This window comes from Roseibium limicola (assembly GCF_017313085.1).
Taxonomy (GTDB): Bacteria; Pseudomonadota; Alphaproteobacteria; order Rhizobiales; family Stappiaceae; genus Roseibium; species Roseibium limicola.
In genome coordinates this window covers 582875-604923 of the sequence record NZ_JAFLNF010000002.1, presented here as the reverse complement: position 1 = coordinate 604923, position 22049 = coordinate 582875, and the positions used below count along the sequence as shown (strand labels likewise).

Here is a 22049-nt window from a genome sequence, read left to right as displayed (position 1 = left end):
GTTGTGCGACTGCTCGGTGCAATAGTTGCGCCGGCACAATAAAAAGTACCTCGCAAGGGCCGGGCTCCACCGGACGCGAGGATTATAACAAGCACCCGCATGGTCTTTATGACTATGCCAAAATGGAGATGAAACGTGGCACGTATTGCTGGCGTTAACATTCCGACTAACAAGCGCGTTGTTATCGCGCTTCAGTATATTCACGGCATCGGTTCCAAGTTCGCGCAGGAAATCGTCGCAAAGGCGAACATCGCGCCGGAACGCCGGGTCAACGAACTTTCGGACGCTGAAGTCCTGCAGATTCGTGAAGCCATCGACGCTGATTACATCGTTGAAGGTGACCTGCGTCGTGAGACTGCAATGAACATCAAGCGTCTGATGGACCTTGGTTGCTACCGTGGCCTGCGTCACCGTCGTGGCCTGCCGGTTCGTGGTCAGCGTACGCATACGAACGCCCGTACTCGTAAGGGGCCGGCTAAGGCGATCGCAGGCAAGAAGAAGTAAGCCCTGACGATTGTCGGTGGAGCTGCCGGTATTACGGCAGTGACGAGATCAATGTAAGGATTAAGAATGGCTAAAGAAACGACGCGAGTGCGTCGTCGCGAACGGAAGAACATCTCTTCCGGCGTGGCACATGTAAACTCGACCTTCAACAACACCATGATCACCATTACTGATGCTCAGGGAAATACGATTTCCTGGTCTTCCGCTGGTGCTCTTGGTTTCAAGGGGTCCCGTAAGTCCACTCCGTACGCGGCTCAGGTCGCTGCTGAAGATGCGGCTAAAAAGGCTGCTGATCACGGTATGCGGACTCTTGAAGTTGAAGTTCGTGGTCCAGGTTCAGGGCGTGAATCTGCTCTGCGCGCACTGCAGGCTGCGGGTTTCCTGATCACGTCCATCCGTGACGTGACGACGATTCCGCACAACGGTTGCCGTCCGCGTAAGCGTCGCCGCGTCTAAGACTTCGTGTCTTAGGCTTCTGTTTCTCCAATGGCAAAGAATGGCTCGGTGCTAGCTGTGCTGAGCGGGATCGCCGAAGGGGCAAAAAGTGACCATTCAAAAGAACTGGCAAGAACTGATCAAGCCGACCAAGCTCGAAGTGAAGCCGGGTGATGACTCGCGCTTCCTGGCGACTGTTGTCGCCGAGCCGCTTGAGCGCGGTTATGGTCTGACGCTCGGCAACGCGCTGCGCCGCATTCTGTTGTCGTCCCTCCAGGGCGCTGCAGTGACTGCTGTGCAAATCGACGGTGTGCTTCATGAGTTCTCTTCTATCCCTGGTGTTCGCGAAGATGTCACTGACATCATCCTGAACGTCAAAGAGATCGCTCTGCGCATGGAAGGCGAAGGTCCGAAGCGCATGGTCGTGCGCAAGCAGGGCCCTGGCCTCGTTACCGCTGGTGATATCCAGACTGTTGGCGATGTCGAAGTGCTAAACCCGGAACTGGTTCTCTGCACGCTCGATGAGGGCGCGGAAATCCGTATGGAGTTTACGGTCAACACGGGCAAAGGCTACGTCGCCGCTGACCGTAACCGGCCGGAAGATGCTCCTATCGGTCTCATTCCGGTAGACAGCCTTTACTCTCCGGTCAAGAAAGTGTCCTACAAGGTGGAAAACACCCGTGAAGGTCAGGTTCTTGACTATGACAAACTGACACTGACCGTTGAAACTGACGGTTCTGTGAAGCCGGATGACGCAGTCGCATTCGCTGCGCGCATCCTTCAGGATCAGCTTTCCATCTTCGTCAACTTCGAAGAGCCTCAGCGCGAAGTCCCCGAGGACACTGTCCCGGAACTGGCCTTCAACCCGGCGCTTCTTAAGAAGGTCGACGAACTGGAACTGTCCGTCCGCTCCGCCAACTGCCTGAAGAACGACAATATCGTGTATATTGGCGATCTGATCCAGAAGACCGAAGCGGAAATGCTGCGCACGCCGAATTTCGGCCGCAAGTCGCTGAACGAGATCAAAGAAGTTCTCGCCCAGATGGGTCTCCATCTTGGCATGGAAGTCGCCAACTGGCCGCCTGAGAACATCGAAGACCTCGCCAAGCGGTACGAAGACCATCAGTATTAAGGGGCTTTTAGTCCCTTTTAGAGAGCAACCGGGCGGACGGGTCCCTCAAGGAAACCTTCCGCGCCGATTTGAAAAAGGAGAGGGCCATGCGCCACGGTAATTCCGGCCGCAAGCTCAACCGGACCTCTAGCCACCGTAAGGCTATGTTCGCTAACATGGCAGCGTCGCTGATCAAGCACGAGCAGATCGTGACTACGCTGCCTAAAGCTAAAGAAATGAAGCCGATCATTGACAAGCTGATTACGCTTGGCAAGCGCGGCGACCTGCACGCTCGTCGTCAGGCAATTTCGCAGATCCGCGACGTTGCCATGGTACGCAAGCTGTTTGAAACTCTCGGCGACCGTTATCAGGATCGTCAGGGTGGCTACAGCCGCGTTCTGAAGGCTGGCTACCGCTACGGCGACAATGCTCCTCTGGCTGTGATCGAACTCGTTGATCGCGACCCGGCAGCACGTGGTGCGGAAGATCGTGCCCGCGTTGAAGCTGAAGAAGCTGCTGAAAACGCAGCTTAATCTTCCGACGATTGACTATTGAGAAGAGGCAGGCCCATGGGCCTGCCTTTTTTCGTTTTTGCCGGGCTCCGTGAGGCTCGGCGCAGGGCTACAGAAACCGATATGGTCGGCCTTAATTGATGCCAGTTCGGAGGGGGCTGAGTGCCTGTTTCGGATCTAACGGAAGGTCAGAGCACTGAGGTCTTCCGAGAGTGGCTGTAAGGAAAATCAATGTCCGGTCCCTCCGTATTTATCCTGATTATCCCATTCTTAACTTCCCTCCCTCATAGGTAGAAAAATATTATCGGCTGCCTCTGGGGGGAATAATGTCGAAGGTTGCTTCAACCAAGACCGGGATCATCCATAAATTCACGAAGTTGTCGGTCATTGTTCCGGCTCTGACTGTTGCTGTTGCCTTCACGGCCTGCGTTGCAGTTGGAATCGGTGGCTACATGAACGCGCGCTCTGGCCTCGAAAAGGCGGCGAACAGCGAGTTGGCAATGATCGCCGGCGCCCGGGAAGGCTTGCTGGATCTTCGTATGAACAGCCTTTCAGGCGACCTTGCGACGACCTCTTCCGGGGCCGCTGCCAATTTGGCGTTCACGGATCTGAACTCGTCCCTGGGCAGTCTGGACAAGGACAGGGAAGCGCTTGACAGTTACTTCCGTCCAGAAGGTGCCGACGCCAGTGCGCGCGCCGAACTGACCGGCAAGGACAGCAAGACGATGTATGCATGGCGGCACACCGACATGCACAACAGCTTCTATTCGTCCTGGAAGAACAACCATTACGCCGATATTTTCGCTATCAACACAGATGGCCTGGTGATTTACAGCGTTACCAAGTCCGCAGATTTTCTGGACAACGCCAACTCGGACACGCTGAAAGGCACCGGTCTGGGCGAAGTTTTCGCCAAAGCGATCGTGGCTGAAAAGGGTGCGCAGTTCCAGTCCTCCTTCGAGGCCTATGCACCTGCCGGCGGCGAGCCATCCATGTTCATTGCTGCTCCGGCCTATGTGACGAGTTTTTCCGGTGAAGAGCTTGGCGGTGTCATTGTTGTTCGAATCAACAGTGCCTTCCTCGAAAGTGTCACCAATGACCGCAAGGGCCTTGGCGAGACGGGTCAGGCCTACATCGTCGATGATGCCGGTCGGATGATCACCAATCAACCACTTGCCAGCGAACCGACAGCATTGAACAAGATGGCCTCCGGTGCAGCGGTGCAGGGGGCTTTGGCCGGCGCCTTCACACAGGGTAGCGTAACTGGAGCTGACGGCATCGATCGTCTGACGTCCGCAGTGCCGATGAAAGTCGGCGATAGAACCTGGGCTGTGGTGGCCGAGCGCTCTGTGAATGAGGCGATGGCCAGCGTGACTGAAATGCGTGACGCCATGATCATCACTACTTTGATCACCGTGGCGATTGCCGCCGTGATCGCCTTGGTCTTCTCACGCTCCATCACGGTGCCTCTGGCCGGTCTGGTCAATGCGCTTGAAGCGATCGCTTCCGGTACGCGTACGACCGAGATCAAGTCGGCAAAGCGCCGCGATGAAATTGGCGACATTGGCCGCGCGGTTTTGAAAATTCGGCAGAACGCTGAGGAAGAGCAGGAGCAGCGGGCTGAAGAAGAAGCGCTTGCTGCGCGGTCTTCTGCTGAACAGCGTCAGAAGATGCTGGCCTCACTTGCCGGGGACTTTGAAGCAACGGTCGGTCAGGTCGTCGAGAATGTTGCGCGCTCTGCTGCCTCTCTGCGGGAATCTGCCGGCGAGATGCGACAGATGATGGAAGACTCGGGCGAGACTTCTAGCCGTGCTGCCAAGGTCTCGGCCGAGGCCATGACGGAAGTGCAGTCGATTGCCTCTGCCTCTGATCAACTGTCCAGTTCAATCGAGGAAATCTCCTCGCTGATCGAGCGGTCTGCAAGCGTGGCGAAAACGGCTACGATCCGTGCCGAATCGACCAATGAAACGGTGAAATCGCTGGCTGAGGCTGCCAACCGTATTGGTGAGGTCATCACCTTGATCTCCGATATTGCAGACCAGACCAACCTTCTGGCCTTGAATGCGACCATCGAGGCGGCGCGAGCCGGAGAAGCTGGGCGTGGGTTTGCGGTCGTTGCCTCCGAGGTCAAGGAGCTTGCCTCCCAGACAGGCAAGGCGACGGAAGAAATCCAGCTGCAGATCTCGGCGATCCGCAATGCGACGGATGAGGCTGTCGGCGCCATTGGTGACATTCAGCAGACTATTGGCGAAATCTCCCAGTCGGTCACCGATGTGTCGGCCGCTGTGACGGAGCAGAGTTATGCGACGCGCGGGATTGCCGAAAACACCCAGCGTGCCGCCGTTGGAACGTCCAATGTGTCGGAAGACATTTCCAACGTCAGTCAGATTTCTGCGCAGACACGCGAAGCTGCCAACAGCTTCTCGATCTCGGTGGAAGACCTGACAGAGCAGACCAACAATCTCGATCAGCAGGTTCGCACCTTCCTGGGTCAGGTCCGTTCGGCTTAAGGACAGAACCAACAATCGCATTCCATGGCCGCCGGTTGTTCTCAGCCGGCGGCCATTTTCTTTTGCGGCAGAAGGATTAACGATCTTTCATTTGGATGCGATGCACTTGGGTTTGCCATGATCTCACCCTATCTCAGGCCTAACCAAGGTCATCCGCGATGGGGCGGGCTGCAAAGAGGAACTGGTTTCAATGGAAGTGACAAGGCGTGTGGAGCCTCTGTGGCGTCGTAAAGGTGCGGTCTTCGCCCTGATCGCGGGATGCGTGTTTGGCGCCCTCGGCAGTGCCGGAGGGCTTACGGAGGCCAAGGCTCAGGAGCCACGGCAGATACCAAGCTCTGCAGCAGAGGTTCAGCTGTCGTTTGCGCCGGTCGTGAAGTCGGTCTCACCTGCGGTCGTCAACGTTTACGCCAACCGCAAGGTTGTGCGGCAGCGCCGTGTCTCGCCCTTGTTCAACGACCCCTTCTTCAAGCGATTCTTCGGTGAGCTGGGGCAGGGCATGGGGCAGCCACAGGAACGGGTTGAATCTTCGCTTGGTTCCGGCGTCATCATTTCCGAAGACGGTACGGTCATTACCAACTACCACGTGATTGAAAATGCTGATGAGGTCCGAGTTGCGCTGGCGGATCGGCGCGAGTTTGACGCGGAGATCGTGCTGAAAGACGAACGCACTGATTTGGCGGTGCTGAAAATCGTCAATGACGGGCCATTCGAGTCGGTGCCATTTGCGCCAGCGGACAGTCTTGAGGTCGGTGATATCGTTCTGGCGCTTGGCAATCCATTTGGTGTTGGGCAGACAGTTACACAGGGTATTGTCTCTGCGTTGGCGCGGACCCAGGTTGGCGTGACCGACTACCAGTTTTTCATCCAGACGGACGCTGCGATCAATCCAGGCAATTCAGGCGGCGCTCTGGTCGACATGCAGGGCCGTCTGGTGGGGATCAACTCCGCCATTTATTCGCGCTCTGGCGGTTCGAATGGCATCGGCTTTGCCATTCCAGCGCAGATGGCGCAGTTCGTGGCGTCGGCAGCTGGTCATGGCGACCGCGTCAAGCGTCCGTGGCTTGGCGCATCCGTTCAGCTGGTGAACGCGGAAATCGCAGAAGCCCTGAGTCTCGATCGGCCGAAGGGGGTTCTGGTGACGAAAGTTTATCCGGGCTCACCGGCAGACCGGTCAGGTCTGGAAGTTTCCGATCTGGTGGTGGCCGTTGACGGAAAGGAAGTGACGGATCCCAACAGCTTTGGCTATCGTTTCGCCACACGTCCGATGGGCGGCACAACCGATTTCACCATCGTGCGTGGCAGCAAGGAGCGTCATCTGGAAATCAGCATGGAGGCAGCGCCGGAAACCACGGCGCGCGACATGCGGGTGATCAAGGGCTACTCGCCCTTCGCCGGAACAACGGTGATGAACCTGTCGCCCGCGGTTTCTGAGGAGTTGCGGCTGACCGAAACCTTCGAGGGTGTCGTGATCAGCAAGGTGGAACGTGGCAGCACGGCAGCCCGTGTCGGCTTGAAGGTTGGCGATATCATCCGGGCAGTCAATGAAGTCGGCGTTGAGAGCACGCGCGATCTTGAGAATATCTCCAACCGTTCTCAGCGTCTCTGGGCGCTGGATATCGAGCGTGGTGGCAAGATAAACCGTATCGTGCTGAGGGGCTGAGGGCCTATAAACACAGCATGAGCGATTTGTTTGAAGCTTCCGGACTAGCCAATTCCGGTCCGCGCCCTCTTGCGGACCGGTTGCGGCCGTCAACTCTCACGGATGTGGTTGGTCAAGATCACCTGATCGGGCCGGAAGGCACGTTGACCCGCATGCTGCGCACCCGCAGCCTTGGCTCCCTGATTTTCTGGGGACCGCCGGGAACCGGCAAGACCACAGTTGCGCGATTGCTGGCGCATGAGACGGATCTGGCGTTTGAGCAGGTCTCGGCGATCTTTACCGGTGTTGCGGATCTGAAGAAGGTTTTCGAGGCGGCTCGGGCGCGACGGATGTCGGGCCGGGGCACGCTGCTGTTCGTTGACGAGATCCACCGTTTCAATCGGGCTCAGCAGGATGGTTTTCTGCCGGTGATGGAAAACGGCACGATCACACTGGTCGGAGCGACGACGGAAAACCCCTCGTTTGAGCTGAATGCCGCGCTTTTGTCCCGCTCCCATGTCATGACGTTTCATTCTCACTCGCTCGGGTCGCTTGGCAAGCTGCTTGCCCGCGCCGAGGAGGAAGAAGACAAGCCTTTGCCGTTGACCGACGAGGCGCGTGCCGTGCTGATCCGCATGGCCGATGGCGATGGTCGTGCAGCGCTGACCCTTGCAGAAGACGTCTGGAGGGCCGCTGACGCGGGCGAGGAGTTCGATGCGGAGCGATTGCAACAAATCGTTCAGCGGCGCGCTCCGGTTTACGACAAAGGGCAGGACGGCCATTACAATCTGATCTCGGCCTTGCACAAGTCGGTGCGCGGGTCCGATGCGGATGCTGCCCTCTACTGGTTCTGTCGTATGCTGGATGGCGGAGAAGATCCGCTTTATCTCGCCCGCCGGCTGATCCGCATGGCGGTGGAAGACATCGGTCTGGCCGATCCTCATGCGTTGGTGCAGGCCAATGCCTCACGCGATGCCTATCAGATGCTGGGCTCGCCGGAGGGCGAGTTGGCACTGGCGCAGACCGTGGTCTATCTGGCGACGGCGCCCAAATCAAACGGCGTTTATGTGGCCTATAAGGCGGCCTTGCGGGCAGCCAAACAGCATGGTTCGCTGTTGCCGCCGAAGCATATTCTCAATGCCCCGACCAAGCTGATGAAGTCGGAAGGCTACGGCGATGGCTATCAGTATGATCACGATGCCCCCGACGGTTTTTCCGGCCAGGACTATTTTCCCGATGCCATGGGGCGTCAGGTTTACTACGATCCGCCAGAGCGGGGCTTTGAGCGCGATCTGCGCAAGCGGCTTGAGTATTTTGCAAAGTTGCGGAAAGAACGGAACGGCTGATCTTTCTGCCCTCTCGAGCACTGCTGCGCCGCAACGTTCTGGCCTCGCTTTCCGTTAAGTCCTGCAGAATAGGCTGCGACATGGAGAGATCGTGTCGGGTGCAGGGCAGGTGTTCTTGACCTGAGCCTGCCAGGTGGGGAGTTGATCCTTCATGAAAGAAATCGAGCTTCGATTGGCCCTGGTGTTTTATGGCGGCGTTTCGCTGGCCATCTATATGCACGGGGTCAGTCGCGAGGTTCTCAATCTGGTGCGCGCGTCGGCGCGACGGGATGAACGTGGTCTGCTAAACGACACGGCCGGCAGCACTGCACGTGCCGTTTCCGGACCGGAGCAAGCCTGGGGCGCGCTACTGGGGCATCTCGGACGGAACGTGAATGTGCGGGTGGTCACCGATGTAATCGCCGGCGCGTCTGCAGGCGGGGTCAATGGCATCATGTTGGCGCGGGCGCTGGCGCATGACCTGCCGCTGGAAGGGCATCGCGACCTGTGGCTGAAATATGCCGATGTAACCGAACTCGCCCGTCCCCAGGCAGGCATCAGCCGCTATCTCAAGTCCAGCCTGTCACCGGTTTTGGACCGGTTGATCTCTGCCCGTTTGAAGAAGGGTATCCAGGAGCCGGAAACCCAAGAAAAATTGCGCATCCTGATGCAGTCGCGTTGGTTTCAGCCGCCGTTCTCCGGCTCACGTTATATCGGCTGGATGCTGGATGCCTGCGAGGAGATGGACAAGGCCTATTGTGACGGCGCGAGCCTGATACCGGTCGGCCAAAGCCTGGACCTTTTTGTTACGCTGACCGATTACGCCGGGCAGATCCGCCGGATCCGCACCGATGACCCTGCTTTTGTGGAAGAATGGGACCATCGCAGGGTGTTGAAGTTCCGAACCCGTCATCGCACTCCGAAGGTTCTGCAAAGCCAGTTGGCGCCTGACAATGTGCCTGAGCTGGTGTTTTCCGCGCGTGCGACGTCGTCTTTTCCGGGGGCTTTTCCGCCTGCTTCTGTGGGGGAAATGGACCGGGTTCTGGCCGGCCGCAAGGAAGGCTGGCCCAAACGCGACCTGTTTCTGAACAACGCAATGGGGCTTTCTGGCGATGGCGCCAAGCGTCGCTACTTCGTTGACGGCAGCGTGGTCATGAACAAGCCGCTGGCGCCGGTGATTGAGCAGATCCGCTCCCGCCCAGCGGCGCGAGAGGTGGCGCGGCGGCTGGTTTATGTTGACCCTGTTCCCAAGGCCGCGCCCGATGAAGACCCGAATGCGTCCTCCCAGATGCCGGGTTTCTTCAAGGTGATTCTGGCTTCTCTGGCGCATATTCCGCGCAATGAGCCGGTGGGGGACGATTTGAAGGAAATCGAAGGTCACAACAGACGTGGCCGCTGGCTGGCGCAAACCATCGTTGCTGCAGACCCGGTGGTGGAACGTACCGTGCGCAAGATCCTGCCGGGGTGGGGGAAGGTGCGCGCCGACCGGCTAACCCGTTATCGGACGCAAGCCAATGCTGCGGCTCACGAGCAGGCGGGCTATGCTTATCTGACGTATCAGGCGCTGAAACTTCACGCGGTGAGTGACCGGTTGGAAACCCTTATGTCAGGGTTTCTGGGACAGTCGGCGGAGACCGCCACGCCTGACTGGCTGGTGCAAGAGCTTGGGCATCTGGTGGAGCGGGAGGCGAACTCCGGGGAGGCAGCTTCGGCACGTGGATCCGCGATGCCGGCCAACTTTCTGATTGCTCATGATGTGGACTATCGGATCCGACGCTTGCGCTTTGCCATCCGGCGGTTGAACAGCTTCTACGACCGCGAGGATGTTCGTTCCGTTGCCGGATTGACGGAGCACCTGGACCATCTGAAGCGGCTGCTTTACGAGGAAATTGACCGCATGCTGGGCGCCTGGGAGCTGGAAACTTTTACAAGCGGCATCAGCAGCACTGGCGACTCTGGCGGCTCTGGCGACAGCATTGCGGAGCTGCTGCGCCAGGCGCAGAAGATGCCTGAAGCGGCGGGAGATGCCCGGCGCGACAAGGTTCGCGAGGTGCTCAAGCGGGTGGAGACTGTGCAGGCGCTGCGTGAGAATGACCGCCGGGTTGATCTTCTGTTTGCTGAGACAGCTGCTGGCCTTCTGCCCACGTCCCTGTGGCGTGAGCTGTTGCGGGCATATATCGGCTTTGCCTTTTACGATCTGACGATCTTTCCTGTTCTGCAAAGCAATGACTTTTCCGAAGTCAGCGAGATCCTCGTGGACCGGATCTCGCCGCGGGATTGTCAGACCTTTAACGATGAGGAGGTGCAGCTCAAGGGGGCGTCGCTCAACAGCTTCGGCGCTTTCTTCAACCGGGAGTGGCGCGAGCATGATTATCTCTGGGGGCGGCTGAATGCAGCCGAGCGACTGGTGAAGATCGTTGTGTCGGCGGCTGGGCAACCTTCCGTTTCAGAGGATCCCGTGCTTGCCCAGCATCTGGAAAATCTGTTTCTGGCCATCCTGGAGGAAGAGGAACCGGTGCTGTCCGCCGACCCGCTGCTGACCGCCCGGATCCGCCAGGGCCTGAAAATCGGCAGCTAGGGGCCCGCTTGTCGGAAGGGGCAAAGGCTCTGCCGCGGCTTATTGCCTCGTTCTCTTGTCAAATGTCATGATCGCACTGGGCATTTTGGGCAATTTGTGCTTGAAACGCGAACAGCAAGTCGTCACCCACTAGATCCCAAGAATAGGTTGCTCCGATATCGGATAGGCAACGCCGCTTGTGTCAATACCGGCCACGCCATTATGATCCTGGAGGGAGGGGACGAGCGATTCCACGTGTGAGCCAGTGTTTGAGCTGGACGGCGCCATGGAACAGGTAAGGTTCGGACACCTCATGTCAGCGTTTTTTGATCTCCTTGGTGAGTTCCTAATTGTCTTTGTGGTGGTCTATGCCGCATCGCTGGTGGTGTATTTTGCCACCGGACTGGTGATGAACGAAATCAATGCGCGCAATCCGGACCGGCGGATCCAGAAGGAACGCGACGGGATGAAGCGGGCGCGGGCGGAAATCCTTGCCTCGCTGCATGCGCTGGCGACCTCTTCGTTTTTGCTCTCGGCCGGCTATTTTGCCCAGACTCAGGGCTGGGTTCTGTTTGCGCCGCTGGAACTCAGCTGGTGGTCATTCCCGCTGATGTTCGCCGTCTGCTTTGTGGTGTTCGATGCCTGGTTCTACTGGGGCCATCGCCTGCTGCACCATCCGGCGTTTTACAAGTTTCACCAGCCACACCATGCGTCTGTGGCTCCGACCGTGTGGAGCAACGACAGTGCGACCACCGTCGACACGCTGATCGAGCATGGCTTCTATCTTGTCGTCTGGTTGGTGCTGCCAGTGCCCGCGCTTTCGATCTTTGCCTTGCGGCTGTTCGACCAGATTTCCGGCATGGTCGGGCATTCGGGGTTTGAGTATTTCGCTGGACGTTCGTCGCGGGCGCCGTTCCCGCTGCTTTGCACGACCTATCATGATCTGCATCATTCCCAGTTCCACTATAACTTTGGAAACTTCCTGTCGCTTTGGGACCGGCTGATGGGGACGGTGCATCCGCGATATGATGGTATTGTTGAGACGATCGAGACGACTGGTGAGATCCCGACAGCCCGCGAGACACGGGTACAACGCCCGGCAGCGTGAACAAGGCGCCATGAAATCAGATTTGAACACCGATGGGATTCAATATGTTGAATCAAATTCTTGAAGTTGTGCTTGAGTTTCTGCCGATCTACGCGATCTGCTATGGCGTCAACGTCTTCCTGTATTTCGCCACGGGCTGGGTGCTGGTTCAGATCCAGAATCGCCATCCGGACCGGCGGATTCAACCGAAGCGTCGGGGCGAAAAGCGCATGTGGAAGGAAATCCGTCAGAGTGTCTATTCGCTGACGGTGACGGCAGGCTGTCTGGCCGGCGGTGTGTTCCTGTCGCTGAAGGGCTGGACCCTTGTGGATCCGCTGGAGCTGAGCTGGTGGTCGGTCATCCTGATGTTTGTGGTGTCTGTCTTCGCCTTCGATACCTGGTTCTACTGGGGGCACAGGCTGATGCACACCAAGTGGCTCTACAGGTTCCATGCCGAGCATCACAAGTCCGTCGCACCGACGGTCTGGAGCACATACTCGGATGACCTGCTCGATGCTTTCGTCATGCAGAGCTACTATCTGTTTGCGGTGATCTTCCTGCCCATCCCGGCAGTGGTTCTGGTGGCACATCGGCTCTGGGATCATTTCAATGGCACAATTGGTCATTCAGGCTTCGAGTTCTACGCATCGCCGTTGTCGCGCATCCCGTCGCCGATGGTCTGCGTGACATTCCACGATCAGCATCATTCGAAGTTCCGTTATAACTACGCCAACTTCTTCTCGTTCTGGGACCGGGTCTGCGGGACCATCGCTCCGAACTACGACGCGGAAGTGAAGCGGTTCGAGGCTATGGGCACGGAAAGCAAGGACCAGGCCGTGCAACCGGGCGAGTAAGCCTTTCCGGCCATGTGCTTTTAAATCTTGATCCGCAATCAACCCACCGGCGACGACCCAAAACCATGAAACATCTTCTTCTTGTCATGCTCGGCGGCGGCATTGGGGCCGGTGGGCGTCATCTCTTCGGGCTTGTCGCTCTGCGGCTTCTCGGCGGCGGATTTCCATTTGGAACCCTGGGGGTCAACGTCGTTGGATCTCTGGTGATGGGGCTGTTCATCGGGTGGATGGCCAAGACGGATATGGGCGGCCTGCAAGATCTGAGGTATTTCTTTGCCACTGGTTTGCTGGGCGGGTTCACAACGTTCTCGTCGTTCTCTCTCGACACGGTCTTCCTGTGGGAACGCGGTGACACGGTGCTCGCGCTGGCCTATGTGGCGCTGTCCGTGGCGCTGTCGATCGCAGCGGTGTTTGCCGGGCTGATGCTGATGCGACAGATCCTCAGCTAAGATGCCGCTGCGGGAGCGGGTCGGACGGTCTTGAGGCGAGTTGGCTTTATTCTTTGCGATTTGAGGGCGGGGGGCTTTCAAATTCGCCGTATAAAGCCTATACGCGGGGCCACGAATTTTCACGGTGGCAGCCAGATGCTCCGCCTGCCTGCGCGCTCCACAGCCGCGCGGTGCCTTGTGCAAAGAAACAGATATGTCCGCAATTGAACAAAAGACAGTGACCGCCGACGAAGCGGGCATGCGCCTCGACCGTTGGTTCAAGGCTCACTACCCGGGGCTTGGCTTTGGCCGGCTGCAGAAGCTGCTGCGCACCGGTCAGGTGCGCCTCGACGGCAAACGGGCGGAAAGCAGCACCCGCGTTGCCAAGGGTCAAGTTGTGCGTATTCCGCCTTTGGGCGTCGAATTGCAGGCCAATGACCAGCGCAATGCCAAACCACGCTCGACCAAGCTGATCGACGATGACCGTCAGGCCATCGAGGAAATGATGCTGTTTGAAGACGCTCACGTGATGGTGCTCAACAAGCCGGCCGGGCTGGCGGTGCAGGGCGGTTCGGGTCTCAAGCGTCATCTGGATGGCATGCTGGAAGCCTTCACCGACCAGAAGGGTGACAAGCCGCGCCTCGTGCATCGGCTTGACCGCGAAACCTCCGGGATCATTCTTGTGGCACGGACCCGCAAGGCGGCCCAGGAGCTGACCAAGGCCTTCCGCCATCGCAACACCCAGAAGGTCTACTGGGCCATGGTTGCCGGCGTGCCGAAGCCGCGTCAGGGCCGTATTTCGACCTTCCTGGCACGTTCGGAAGAGCTGGAGGCGATGCAGGTCGTGCGTCAGGGCGGCGATGATGCTCAGCATGCCGTGTCGCTCTACAATGTGTTTGAGCAGTCGGCCCAGAAGCTGTCCTGGGTAACGCTGAAGCCGGTGACCGGCCGTACGCACCAGCTGCGCGCGCACACTGCTCATATCGGTCATCCGATCATCGGCGACGACAAGTATTTCAACATTGAGAACTGGGAGTTGCCAGGCGGCATCCAGAACCGTCTGCATTTGCTGGCGCGGCGGATTGTCATTCCGCACCCGTCAGGCCATGGCGTCATCGATGTTTCAGCGCCGCTGCCGCCGCACATGCAGCAGACCTGGAACCTGCTCGGCTTTAATGCGTCGGACTATGATCCGGAAAACGACGATCCGCAGGACGAAGGTCCGCCCCGCAAGCGTTGATTTGCGCTTCTGAAATGCCGAGTGCGATAAAAAAGAAAAGCAGGGCCTTCGTTGGCGCTGCTTTTCTGTGTCTGACTGTGCGTCGGAAACCGGCCTTTAGTCGAACAGAGCAATCAGGCTGATGGAAAAGACCAGTAAGATCAGGCCGCCAAGGGCAAGCTTCCAGAAGTCGGATCGCTTTTTAAGGCCAGGCCAGCCCAGAGGTCTGATCAGCTGAATGGCTGAGAGGGCGAGCAATATAAGCAGGATGGCCTTGGACAAATCGGTCTCCGGCAAGGGGCAACAGGTCACGCTTGAATAGATAGTCCTGACAGGCTTGTCGAGTGCAGAGATTGCATGAGGCCGCCCGCCAGCTCCGGAGTGGCTTGCCGGGTTTGTCGGTCTTGACCGCTCGGCAAAAAGGCGGCACATGCGGGGGCTTGAACTCCCGAACCTTTGAGAGGCCCCGTTGAGCGCTCCCTATCTGGTTATTTTCGATTGCGATGGCACGTTGGTCGACAGTCAGGACACGATCCTGCATGGGCTTCAGGTGGGGTTTCAGGCCGCTGACTTGCCGATGCCGACCCGCTCGGAAGCCCTGTCGATTGTCGGATTGTCGCTGGAGCGCGCCTTCCTGACGCTGGTGGGTCCGGAAAATGCTCACCATGTAGAGCTGATGTCGAATGCCTATCGGGCGTCAAAAGTGGCCCGTAGAAAAGAAGGCCTGGATTTCGACCCGCTCTATCCCGGAGCACGCGAGCTTCTGGATCGCCTGAAGGCACGTGACGATGTGCTGCTTGGCGTCGCGACCGGCAAGGCGCGGCGCGGGGTGGATCACATGGTGAAGGTGCACGAGATGCATGATCTTTTCGTCACGGTGCAAACGGCAGACACATCGCCGTCCAAGCCGCATCCGGATATGGTGCTGCGGGCGATGGCCGAAACCGGATCCTCTGCGAAAGCGACGGTAATGATCGGCGACACAAGTTTCGATATGGAGATGGCCAAATCCGCGGGCGTGCATGCGCTTGGTGTGACCTGGGGATATCACAGCCGCGAGCGGCTGGAGGCTGCAGGTGCCGACTGGGTGGCCGGCCACTTCAATGACCTTTATGAAGGCCTGAATCGCCTTCTCGACTTCGACAAGGAACCTGCCTGATGCGGGATGAACTGACACCTTTTGACAAGACCACCCCCGAGGATCTGGCGCGCAAACTTTCCAAGCGGGAGTTGCCGAAGCGCTTCTACAAGGAGGCAACCTATGCGTCTGTTGAGGGCGGCTTTGCCATTCATCTGGATGGCCGCGCGGTTAAAACGCCGGGTCGTGTTCCGCTGGTGCTTGCCCAGGAAAGCCTCGCCAAGGCGCTCGCCGCAGAATGGCATGCGCAGGTCAAGGTGATCGATCCGGGCAAGATGCCGCTGACACGTATTGTCAATTCGGCTCTGGATGCAGTGACGCCCCGGTTTGCAGAAGTCGCGGATGATGCAGCCAAATATTGCGGCACGGATCTGGTGTGCTACCGCGCCGACACGCCGCAAAAGCTGGTTGATCGCCAAATGGCCGAGTGGGACCCGGTCGTTGCCTGGGCGGAAGACCTGCTGGGTGGCAAGTTCACGCTTGTCGCCGGTCTGATCCACCGGGAACAGCCGCAGGACTTGCTACGTGCCTATCGTGCCTGTCTGGACAAGTTTACCCCGATCCAGCTGGCGGCCTTCCATACGGCGGTCACTCTGACCGGTTCTGCGCTATTGGCGCTGGCCGTTGCAGAAGGTCAACTGCAACCGGATCAGGCTTGGAAAGCGGCTCATGTAGATGAAGATTTCAACATCGAGCTTTGGGGACAGGATGCCGATGCCGCTGAATTGCGGGCCTACAAGAAATCCGAATTCGACGCTGCAATCCTGGTGCTGACGGCCTGATCCGTCAGCCGAGATAAAACGCTGTCGCCATCCCGAAAAACACCAGAACGCCAAGCACGTCGTTTGACGAGGTGATGAAGACGCCTGTGGCCATGGCGGGATCAACCCCCAGCTTGTCGAGCGCGATTGGAATGGTCGCGCCGACCATGGCAGCAATTGTCGTGACGCAGAGCAGCGACATGGAAGTCGCCAGCGCAAGATTGTAGGGCGCGTGGATCGGAATGACGAGAGAGGCGGCAATCGTCAGACATGCCAGGATCACGGCTGCAATCAGGCCGTTGATCAACGCAGCGCCTAGTTCCCGCAACAGCCGGAAGCCGATGTCGCCTGACCAGAGTGTGCCGCTGGCAATGCCCTGAACCGCGACGGCGGAGGCTTGAAGCCCTGCATTGCCCGCCATCGACATGGTGACGGGGATGAAGGCCGCCAGAATGGCTGCCCGCGCCAGCTGATCTTCGAAGGAACCGACGACGCTGGCAGCCACAGTTGCACCGATCAGTCCGGCCAGCAGCCAGGGCAGGCGACCTCTCACGATCCGCCAGACTGAATCATTGGTTTTCGATTCGCCGGACACACCGCTCATCAAAAGCAGATCTTCGCTGGCCTCCTCGGCGGCGATCCGCGTCAGCTGTTTTGGTGTTACGCGGCCGACGAGGTGACCTGCTGCGTCCATCACCGGCACGGTGCGCATGTCCCGCTTGCGGGCGAGACGCAGCACGTCTTCCTGATCGGTTTCCGGTGTGACAGCAATGAAGTCGCTGCTCATGACGTTCTGGAGTGTCGCCCCTTCAGGTGCCAACAGCAGTCGGCCCAGTTCGACGGAGCCGACAAGGCGTCCTTCGTCGTCGAGCACATAGAGGGTGAAGACCTTGCGGATGCGCTCGGCCTCGGCCCGGATCTGGGCGACAGCGTCATCCACGGTGCAGCTCTGCGGCAAGGCGACGAACTTTCGCGCCATGATCCGACCGGCGCTATCATCGGCAAAAGCAGCGCGGTAGGCGATGTCTTCGATGTCGGGCAGGCGCTGCGCCAGTTCTTCGGCGATATCGTCGGGAAAGCCGTTGAGCATCTCGGTCGCGTCTTCGGGATCGAGGGCGGCGAGAATGTCGCGAAATTGCTCCAGCGTGGATTCTTCCATCAACAGCGAGCGGAATTCCGGGCGCAGGGCGGCAATCACCTTGATGGAAGGGTTGGCCGGCAGCCATTGGAACAACTTGCGCGCTTGCTTCAGGCGCAGCCGAACCAGCATCTGCATGACGTCGATCGGATCCCAGAGCTTGAGCAGCTCGACGAGTTCGGAGCGATGCTGACCTTCCTTCACCATTTGCCGGATGGCGCGCAGAACAGCTTCATTTTCGGCGAGCGGCTCATTGTCGGGTTCACGGTGCCAGGCAAGGGGAACCGGTCCCTGACTGTCGGCAGGGGCGGCTGAAGAAGACGCAGAACTCATCGTGGATCTTTCCGGCAGGCTCATGGTCCTGCGTTTCTAATCGTCAGCCGTCACAGTTTTCTGACAAGACGCCAACTGCACTCAGATGTCGAATGGTTCCACATCCGTAAAGGCATCGCGCAAGCTGTTGGACCAGGTCTGAGACATTTTCTGGAAATAGGGGTCATCCTGCTCGATGCGGACCTGGCGCTCGGAGCTGAAGCTGTCCTTGTTGTAGACGAGCAGATCGATCGGCATGCCAACGGAGAGGTTGGAACGCAGGGTGCTGTCGAACGACAGGAGGACCATCTTGGCGCCTTCACCAAGGCGCATGTCGGATTGCGCCACCCGGTCGAGGATCGGCTTGCCGTATTTGTGCTCGCCAATCTGGACGTAAGGGGTGTCGTTGCCGACTTCGATGAAGTTGCCGGCGGAATAGATCTGGAAAAGCCGTGGCTCTTCGCCCTTGATCTGGCCCCCCAGAATGAAGGTGACGAAGAAGTTTTCCGCCGAAGCGTTCAAGGACTCGCCGTCGATGGCCTGGACTTCCCGTACGGCGCTGCCGATCAGGCGGGCGGCCTGGAACATGGTGTCGACGCTCATCAACGTCGGACGCCCTTCAGGGGCGGAGTTGATGTGCTCGCTCAGCAATGAAACAACCGCCTGAGTCACGGCGAGATTGCCGGCTGACAGCAGCGTGATCATCCGATCTTCTGCCTTTTCCCAGACATGCAGCTTCTTGAAAGTTGCAATATTGTCCAGTCCGGCATTCGTTCGGGTGTCGGCAGCCAAAACAAGCCCGCGGTCCAGTTTGAGGCCAACGCAATAGGTCATTGTCTGTGTTCCATCGATCGCCGGACAGCGGCGCTTTCCTGCCTCGCAACCGGCTGGCCGGGAAATCCGGATCAGCGACGTGCGAGAATGCCAACGGTACCTGTTTTACCAGGACATATCATAGCGGGAATGCGTTACATGTAGATTGCCACGATATACAGAAAACCTGGCAATCACTTTAACGGTTGCGACTGGAAATTTGGCTGCTGAGGAGCGATTTACTGCTGCTGCTGGCTCGCGCCTTGGGCAACCTCGACCTCGACCCTCAGGTTTTCCTCCAGTCCGCCGAAACGGATCCCTCGTATCGGAGCAGCGGAACGCGAATCCAGGCCCGTGGTCAAGCGGATATAGCGGTCTGTGGGACATATTTCGTTGGAAACATCAAAACCGACCCACCCAATGCCGGTCAGGTACACTTCTGCCCAAGCGTGGTGGGCCTCGGAGGTGTCATCGTCTTCCAGCAGCAGGTAGCCGGAAACATAGCGTGCAGGGACGCCGAGAGAGCGTGCGCAGGCGATGAAGATGTGGGCGTGGTCCTGACAAACGCCTTCGCCAGCCGACAGGGCCGACGCTGCCGTCGCGTGGGTCTCGGTGACGCCGACCTTGTACTCCACCTTGTCGTGGATCGCGTGCATCAGGGCGTGAAAGCCTGCAACCTGATCCTCACCGGAAGCCTGTGCCGCGAGGCGCTGGATCGCCTGGTTGGATTGCGTCTGTGGCGTTATGCGGGTGAAAACCCGCTCAGGTGTCGTACTTTCTTCCATTCCCAGAACGCCGGCCTTGTCGACGGTTTCGACAGTGCCAGTCGCAGTGATCTGGACCTCTTCGATCACATCGGAGGAAGAAACCATCTGAACCCAGTTGCCGAAGGCATCCGTGTAGCAGGTCGCCCGGTCGATGCCTGTGGCATCGACTCGCCAGTCGATGACTTTCTGGGTCGGCCCGTCACTGGGCGTCAGACGGAGTTGCTGCATGGCGTTGGCCAGCGGGCTGTCATATCGGTAGAAGGTGGTGTGTTTGACAGTCAGCAACATTGGTTTCCATCCGGCGTTTTTGTTTGTTGGGCCCTGACGAGAGCCGAAAATCGACTGCCGTCAGGTCGTTTCGCGTTCGGCTCAGGCGAAGTTGTAATCTTCTGACAATTGCATCGCGAAGCTGTTGTTCTTCGAGATGAAGTCGAGCAGGAAATCGTGCAGACCGCGACGATAGACATCCTCTATCGTGGTGGCGCGCATTGCCGTCCAGTTGGCAGCAGCCATATCGAGACTTGGCAATCGTTCGCCATAGAACTGGGCGAGGTCATCGGCCGTGTCGTCAATCCAGTCGCAGCAATAGGCGAGGGACCGGGGCATTTCCTTCCGGAGGATCAGAAACTCCGCGATATTCGTCGCTTTCAGCTTGGCATCCGGATAGGCGAAGCGATAGCTGCGCAGTCCGGACAGGGCCCGCAGAATGCCTGACCATTGCTGGCGTTCCAGAGAGCCGTCACCGATGACGTCATTGTCCGGCAGCAGCACCCAATACTGGGTATCGAGAATACGCGCCGTGTTGTCTGCCCGCTCCACGAAATTGCCAAGCTGGGAAAAGTAATAGCCGTCGTCGCGCAACAGCGTATTGAGAAGCGCTCCGCGGAACAGGTGTGAGCGCTGGCTGATCCACGAAAGGAATTCTGGGAGTTTGTCCTGAGTGATCGACAGCGGGTTCACATCCGAGAACTCGAGATACGTCGTGTTGAGGCTTTCCCAGAGTTCGGCAGTGATCCCCGTGCGCACCGCTCGCCCGTTGTTGCGGGCATTCTCCAGGCACACGCGTACCGATGACGGGTTGTCCCGGTCGAAGACCATGTAGTTGATCACGCCGCGCGGTGTGAGCTCGCCGATCTTTTCCGAATAGCCGAATTCAGAACCGGAGGCGATCAGGGCAAAGCGCCAGTCGCCGGCATCTTTCGAGCGATTCGAGGGCATCATGTCGGTGCGGTAGGCCACCTCCAGAAGCTTCGCGGAATTTTGCGCGCGCTCCTGAAAGCGGGACATCCAGAAAAGTGATGCTGCAGTCCGTCCTAGCATGGCTTAATCCTCCAGCACCCAAGTGTCTTTTGTCCCGCCGCCCTGACTGGAATTGACCACCAGTGAGCCCTTCTTGAGGGCCACGCGTGTCAATCCGCCGGGGGTGATACGAACCTGATCCCCGATGAGAACATAGGGACGCAAGTCAACATGACGGGGCGCAACTCCGGACGATACATGGGTTGGGCAGGCGGAGAGAGCCAAGGTCGGCTGGGCGATGTAGTTGGAGGGGTTGGATATCAGGATCTTTCGGAACTCCGAGATCTCGCGCTTCGAGGCTGTGGGGCCGATCAACATGCCGTAGCCGCCGGAACCATGAACTTCCTTGACGACGATGTCCTGGAGGTTGTCGAGAACATAGGCCAGATCATCCGAGCGCGAGCAATGCCATGTCGGGACATTGTTGAGGATCGGCTTTTGGCCTGTGTAGAACTCGATGATCTCAGGGACGTAGGCGTAGATTGCCTTGTCATCGGCAATCCCGGTGCCCGGCGCGTTGCAGATCGTGACGTTGCCGGCGCGATATGCATCGAACAGACCCGGTACGCCGAGGAAGCTGTCGGGATTGAAGGTGAGGGGATCGAGGAATGCGTCATCGATACGACGATAAATGACGTCCACCGGACGCGGAGCACGCGTTGTACGCATGTAAACACGGCCATTGTCGACGAAGAGATCGCGTCCTTCCACCAGCTCCACGCCCATGCTGTCGGCAAGGAAGGCGTGTTCAAAATAGGCAGAGTTGTAGATCCCGGGTGTCAGCACAACAATTGTCTGATCCGACTTGGACTGATCGGGACCGACGCTTTCCAACGTGGCGCGCAAGTGCTCAGGATATTGCTCGACGTCGGCGACACGGTGCCTCTGGAAGAGGTCCGGGAACAGCCGCATCATGGTTTCCCGATTTTCCAGCATGTAGGAGACGCCAGAGGGGGTGCGGGTGTTGTCTTCGAGAACGTAAAACTCATCTTCCGAGACGCGCACAAGATCAGTGCCGATTATGTGTGCATAGACTTTGCGGGCCGGAGTGAAGCCGACCATTTCGGGCAGGAAGGCCTCGTTCTGGAGGATCAATTCGGCAGGGATGCGTCCCGCCCGAATGATTTCCTGGCGATGGTAGATGTCGTGGAGGAAGGCGTTGAGCGCGCGGACACGCTGATCGATGCCGGCGGAAAGACGGCGCCATTCGGCGGCGGAGATCACCCGGGGGATTGGATCAAACGGGATCAAGCGCTCGGTTGCCTTCTGAGCGCCATACACCGCGAATGTGATGCCGAGCCGCCGAAAAATCGTTTCAGCTTCACGTGATTTACGCTTCAGATAGTTCGGCGGCTTGGAGTCAAGCCAGTCCGCCATCATGGCATAGGGCGCACGAGGGTTGCCCTCTTCGTCCAGCATCTCGTTGAAAAATGACCGTTCTTCGGACATTGCCTCCCCTTTGATCGTTGCCATCTTGTTAGGCAAGCATGGCAAATTTAATCAGTCCCTCCAAGCGTAATCTGGAGGCTACTATGCTAAATAAATGAGCACGTTCCGTAAGGGTTCCATTTTTTTATTCTTTCGTTTCAATGATGAAGCTCATTTTAGCATGGAAGTAACGCCCCCTCTTTTGTCCACTT

Annotated in this window: 20 protein-coding genes; 14 read left to right on the top strand and 6 right to left on the bottom strand. The window is 58.4% G+C overall.

The window, feature by feature from the left end; translation table 11 throughout:
• Positions 1–135: 135 nt before the first annotated feature.
• From rpsM to J0X15_RS06180, 12 genes are all read left to right on the top strand, one after another.
• A complete protein-coding gene (gene rpsM, locus J0X15_RS06235) occupies positions 136–504 on the top strand; it encodes a 30S ribosomal protein S13 (RefSeq protein WP_206938981.1) in 369 nt (122 codons plus the stop codon).
• Positions 505–570: 66 nt separating this feature from the next.
• Complete coding sequence (rpsK, locus tag J0X15_RS06230; RefSeq protein WP_206938980.1) at positions 571–960, top strand: 30S ribosomal protein S11; 390 nt, start codon at positions 571–573, stop codon at positions 958–960.
• 88 nt (positions 961–1048) lie between these two features.
• Positions 1049–2071: a DNA-directed RNA polymerase subunit alpha gene (locus tag J0X15_RS06225; protein WP_206938979.1), complete on the top strand. Its 1023-nt coding sequence runs from the start codon at positions 1049–1051 to the stop codon at positions 2069–2071.
• Between the two features lie 86 nt (positions 2072–2157).
• The gene (gene rplQ, locus J0X15_RS06220) at positions 2158–2583 is read left to right on the top strand and encodes a 50S ribosomal protein L17 (RefSeq protein WP_206938978.1); all 426 of its coding nucleotides are present in this window, start codon (positions 2158–2160) and stop codon (positions 2581–2583) included.
• 305 nt (positions 2584–2888) lie between these two features.
• Positions 2889–5072, top strand: coding sequence for a methyl-accepting chemotaxis protein (locus J0X15_RS06215; RefSeq protein ID WP_206938977.1), 2184 nt, complete (start codon positions 2889–2891; stop codon positions 5070–5072).
• A 190-nt stretch (positions 5073–5262) separates the two neighbouring features.
• Entirely contained in the window at positions 5263–6732 is a 1470-nt protein-coding gene (locus J0X15_RS06210) for a DegQ family serine endoprotease (protein WP_206938975.1), read from the top strand.
• Between the two features lie 17 nt (positions 6733–6749).
• Positions 6750–8057, top strand: a complete 1308-nt coding sequence (locus J0X15_RS06205; RefSeq protein ID WP_206938973.1) for a replication-associated recombination protein A — start codon at positions 6750–6752, stop codon at positions 8055–8057.
• A 151-nt stretch (positions 8058–8208) separates the two neighbouring features.
• A complete protein-coding gene (locus tag J0X15_RS06200; RefSeq protein ID WP_206938971.1) occupies positions 8209–10614 on the top strand; it encodes a patatin-like protein in 2406 nt (801 codons plus the stop codon).
• Between the two features lie 292 nt (positions 10615–10906).
• Complete coding sequence (locus J0X15_RS06195; protein ID WP_206938969.1) at positions 10907–11701, top strand: sterol desaturase family protein; 795 nt, start codon at positions 10907–10909, stop codon at positions 11699–11701.
• Positions 11702–11745: 44 nt separating this feature from the next.
• A complete protein-coding gene (locus J0X15_RS06190; RefSeq protein WP_206938968.1) occupies positions 11746–12534 on the top strand; it encodes a sterol desaturase family protein in 789 nt (262 codons plus the stop codon).
• A 65-nt stretch (positions 12535–12599) separates the two neighbouring features.
• Entirely contained in the window at positions 12600–12983 is a 384-nt protein-coding gene (gene crcB / locus J0X15_RS06185) for a fluoride efflux transporter CrcB (RefSeq protein ID WP_206938967.1), read from the top strand.
• Positions 12984–13176: 193 nt separating this feature from the next.
• Positions 13177–14202, top strand: coding sequence for an RluA family pseudouridine synthase (locus J0X15_RS06180; protein ID WP_206938966.1), 1026 nt, complete (start codon positions 13177–13179; stop codon positions 14200–14202).
• Between the two features lie 96 nt (positions 14203–14298).
• On the opposite strand, the gene J0X15_RS06175 is transcribed toward J0X15_RS06180, so the two are convergent.
• Positions 14299–14463, bottom strand: coding sequence for a hypothetical protein (locus tag J0X15_RS06175; protein ID WP_206938965.1), 165 nt, complete (start codon positions 14461–14463; stop codon positions 14299–14301).
• Between the two features lie 187 nt (positions 14464–14650).
• Here J0X15_RS06175 and J0X15_RS06170 point away from each other — a divergent pair, with 187 nt between their 5' ends.
• On the top strand, positions 14651–15340 hold the full coding sequence (locus tag J0X15_RS06170; protein WP_206938964.1) for an HAD-IA family hydrolase: 690 nt from the start codon (positions 14651–14653) through the stop codon (positions 15338–15340).
• Entirely contained in the window at positions 15340–16101 is a 762-nt protein-coding gene (locus tag J0X15_RS06165; RefSeq protein WP_206938962.1) for an ATP12 family chaperone protein, read from the top strand. The genes J0X15_RS06170 and J0X15_RS06165 overlap by 1 nt, the downstream gene beginning before the upstream one ends.
• Before the next feature lie 4 nt (positions 16102–16105).
• Here the strand turns inward: J0X15_RS06165 and mgtE are convergent, their stop codons facing one another.
• From mgtE to J0X15_RS06140, 5 genes are all read right to left on the bottom strand, one after another.
• The gene (mgtE, locus tag J0X15_RS06160) at positions 16106–17551 is read right to left on the bottom strand and encodes a magnesium transporter (RefSeq protein ID WP_206938961.1); all 1446 of its coding nucleotides are present in this window, start codon (positions 17549–17551) and stop codon (positions 16106–16108) included.
• 81 nt (positions 17552–17632) lie between these two features.
• On the bottom strand, positions 17633–18364 hold the full coding sequence (locus J0X15_RS06155) for a proteasome-type protease (RefSeq protein ID WP_206938960.1): 732 nt from the start codon (positions 18362–18364) through the stop codon (positions 17633–17635).
• A gap of 218 nt (positions 18365–18582) precedes the next feature.
• Complete coding sequence (locus J0X15_RS06150; protein ID WP_206938959.1) at positions 18583–19398, bottom strand: transglutaminase family protein; 816 nt, start codon at positions 19396–19398, stop codon at positions 18583–18585.
• Positions 19399–19479: 81 nt separating this feature from the next.
• Complete coding sequence (locus J0X15_RS06145; protein WP_206938958.1) at positions 19480–20430, bottom strand: alpha-E domain-containing protein; 951 nt, start codon at positions 20428–20430, stop codon at positions 19480–19482.
• Positions 20431–20433: 3 nt separating this feature from the next.
• Positions 20434–21858: a circularly permuted type 2 ATP-grasp protein gene (locus tag J0X15_RS06140; RefSeq protein WP_206938957.1), complete on the bottom strand. Its 1425-nt coding sequence runs from the start codon at positions 21856–21858 to the stop codon at positions 20434–20436.
• Between the last annotated feature and the right edge of the window lie 191 nt (positions 21859–22049).

Coding starts and splice junctions, on each gene's coding strand:
- J0X15_RS06180 (WP_206938966.1), top strand. CDS start 13,177: ATGTCCGCAATTGAACAAAAGACAGTGACCGCCGACGAAGCGGGCATG.
- J0X15_RS06150 (WP_206938959.1), bottom strand. CDS start 19,398: ATGTTGCTGACTGTCAAACACACCACCTTCTACCGATATGACAGCCCG.
- rplQ (WP_206938978.1), top strand. CDS start 2,158: ATGCGCCACGGTAATTCCGGCCGCAAGCTCAACCGGACCTCTAGCCAC.
- J0X15_RS06165 (WP_206938962.1), top strand. CDS start 15,340: ATGCGGGATGAACTGACACCTTTTGACAAGACCACCCCCGAGGATCTG.
- J0X15_RS06140 (WP_206938957.1), bottom strand. CDS start 21,858: ATGTCCGAAGAACGGTCATTTTTCAACGAGATGCTGGACGAAGAGGGC.
- J0X15_RS06215 (WP_206938977.1), top strand. CDS start 2,889: ATGTCGAAGGTTGCTTCAACCAAGACCGGGATCATCCATAAATTCACG.
- J0X15_RS06155 (WP_206938960.1), bottom strand. CDS start 18,364: ATGACCTATTGCGTTGGCCTCAAACTGGACCGCGGGCTTGTTTTGGCT.
- J0X15_RS06190 (WP_206938968.1), top strand. CDS start 11,746: ATGTTGAATCAAATTCTTGAAGTTGTGCTTGAGTTTCTGCCGATCTAC.
- J0X15_RS06145 (WP_206938958.1), bottom strand. CDS start 20,430: ATGCTAGGACGGACTGCAGCATCACTTTTCTGGATGTCCCGCTTTCAG.
- crcB (WP_206938967.1), top strand. CDS start 12,600: ATGAAACATCTTCTTCTTGTCATGCTCGGCGGCGGCATTGGGGCCGGT.
- J0X15_RS06210 (WP_206938975.1), top strand. CDS start 5,263: ATGGAAGTGACAAGGCGTGTGGAGCCTCTGTGGCGTCGTAAAGGTGCG.
- J0X15_RS06200 (WP_206938971.1), top strand. CDS start 8,209: ATGAAAGAAATCGAGCTTCGATTGGCCCTGGTGTTTTATGGCGGCGTT.
- mgtE (WP_206938961.1), bottom strand. CDS start 17,551: ATGAGTTCTGCGTCTTCTTCAGCCGCCCCTGCCGACAGTCAGGGACCG.
- rpsK (WP_206938980.1), top strand. CDS start 571: ATGGCTAAAGAAACGACGCGAGTGCGTCGTCGCGAACGGAAGAACATC.
- J0X15_RS06205 (WP_206938973.1), top strand. CDS start 6,750: ATGAGCGATTTGTTTGAAGCTTCCGGACTAGCCAATTCCGGTCCGCGC.
- J0X15_RS06195 (WP_206938969.1), top strand. CDS start 10,907: ATGTCAGCGTTTTTTGATCTCCTTGGTGAGTTCCTAATTGTCTTTGTG.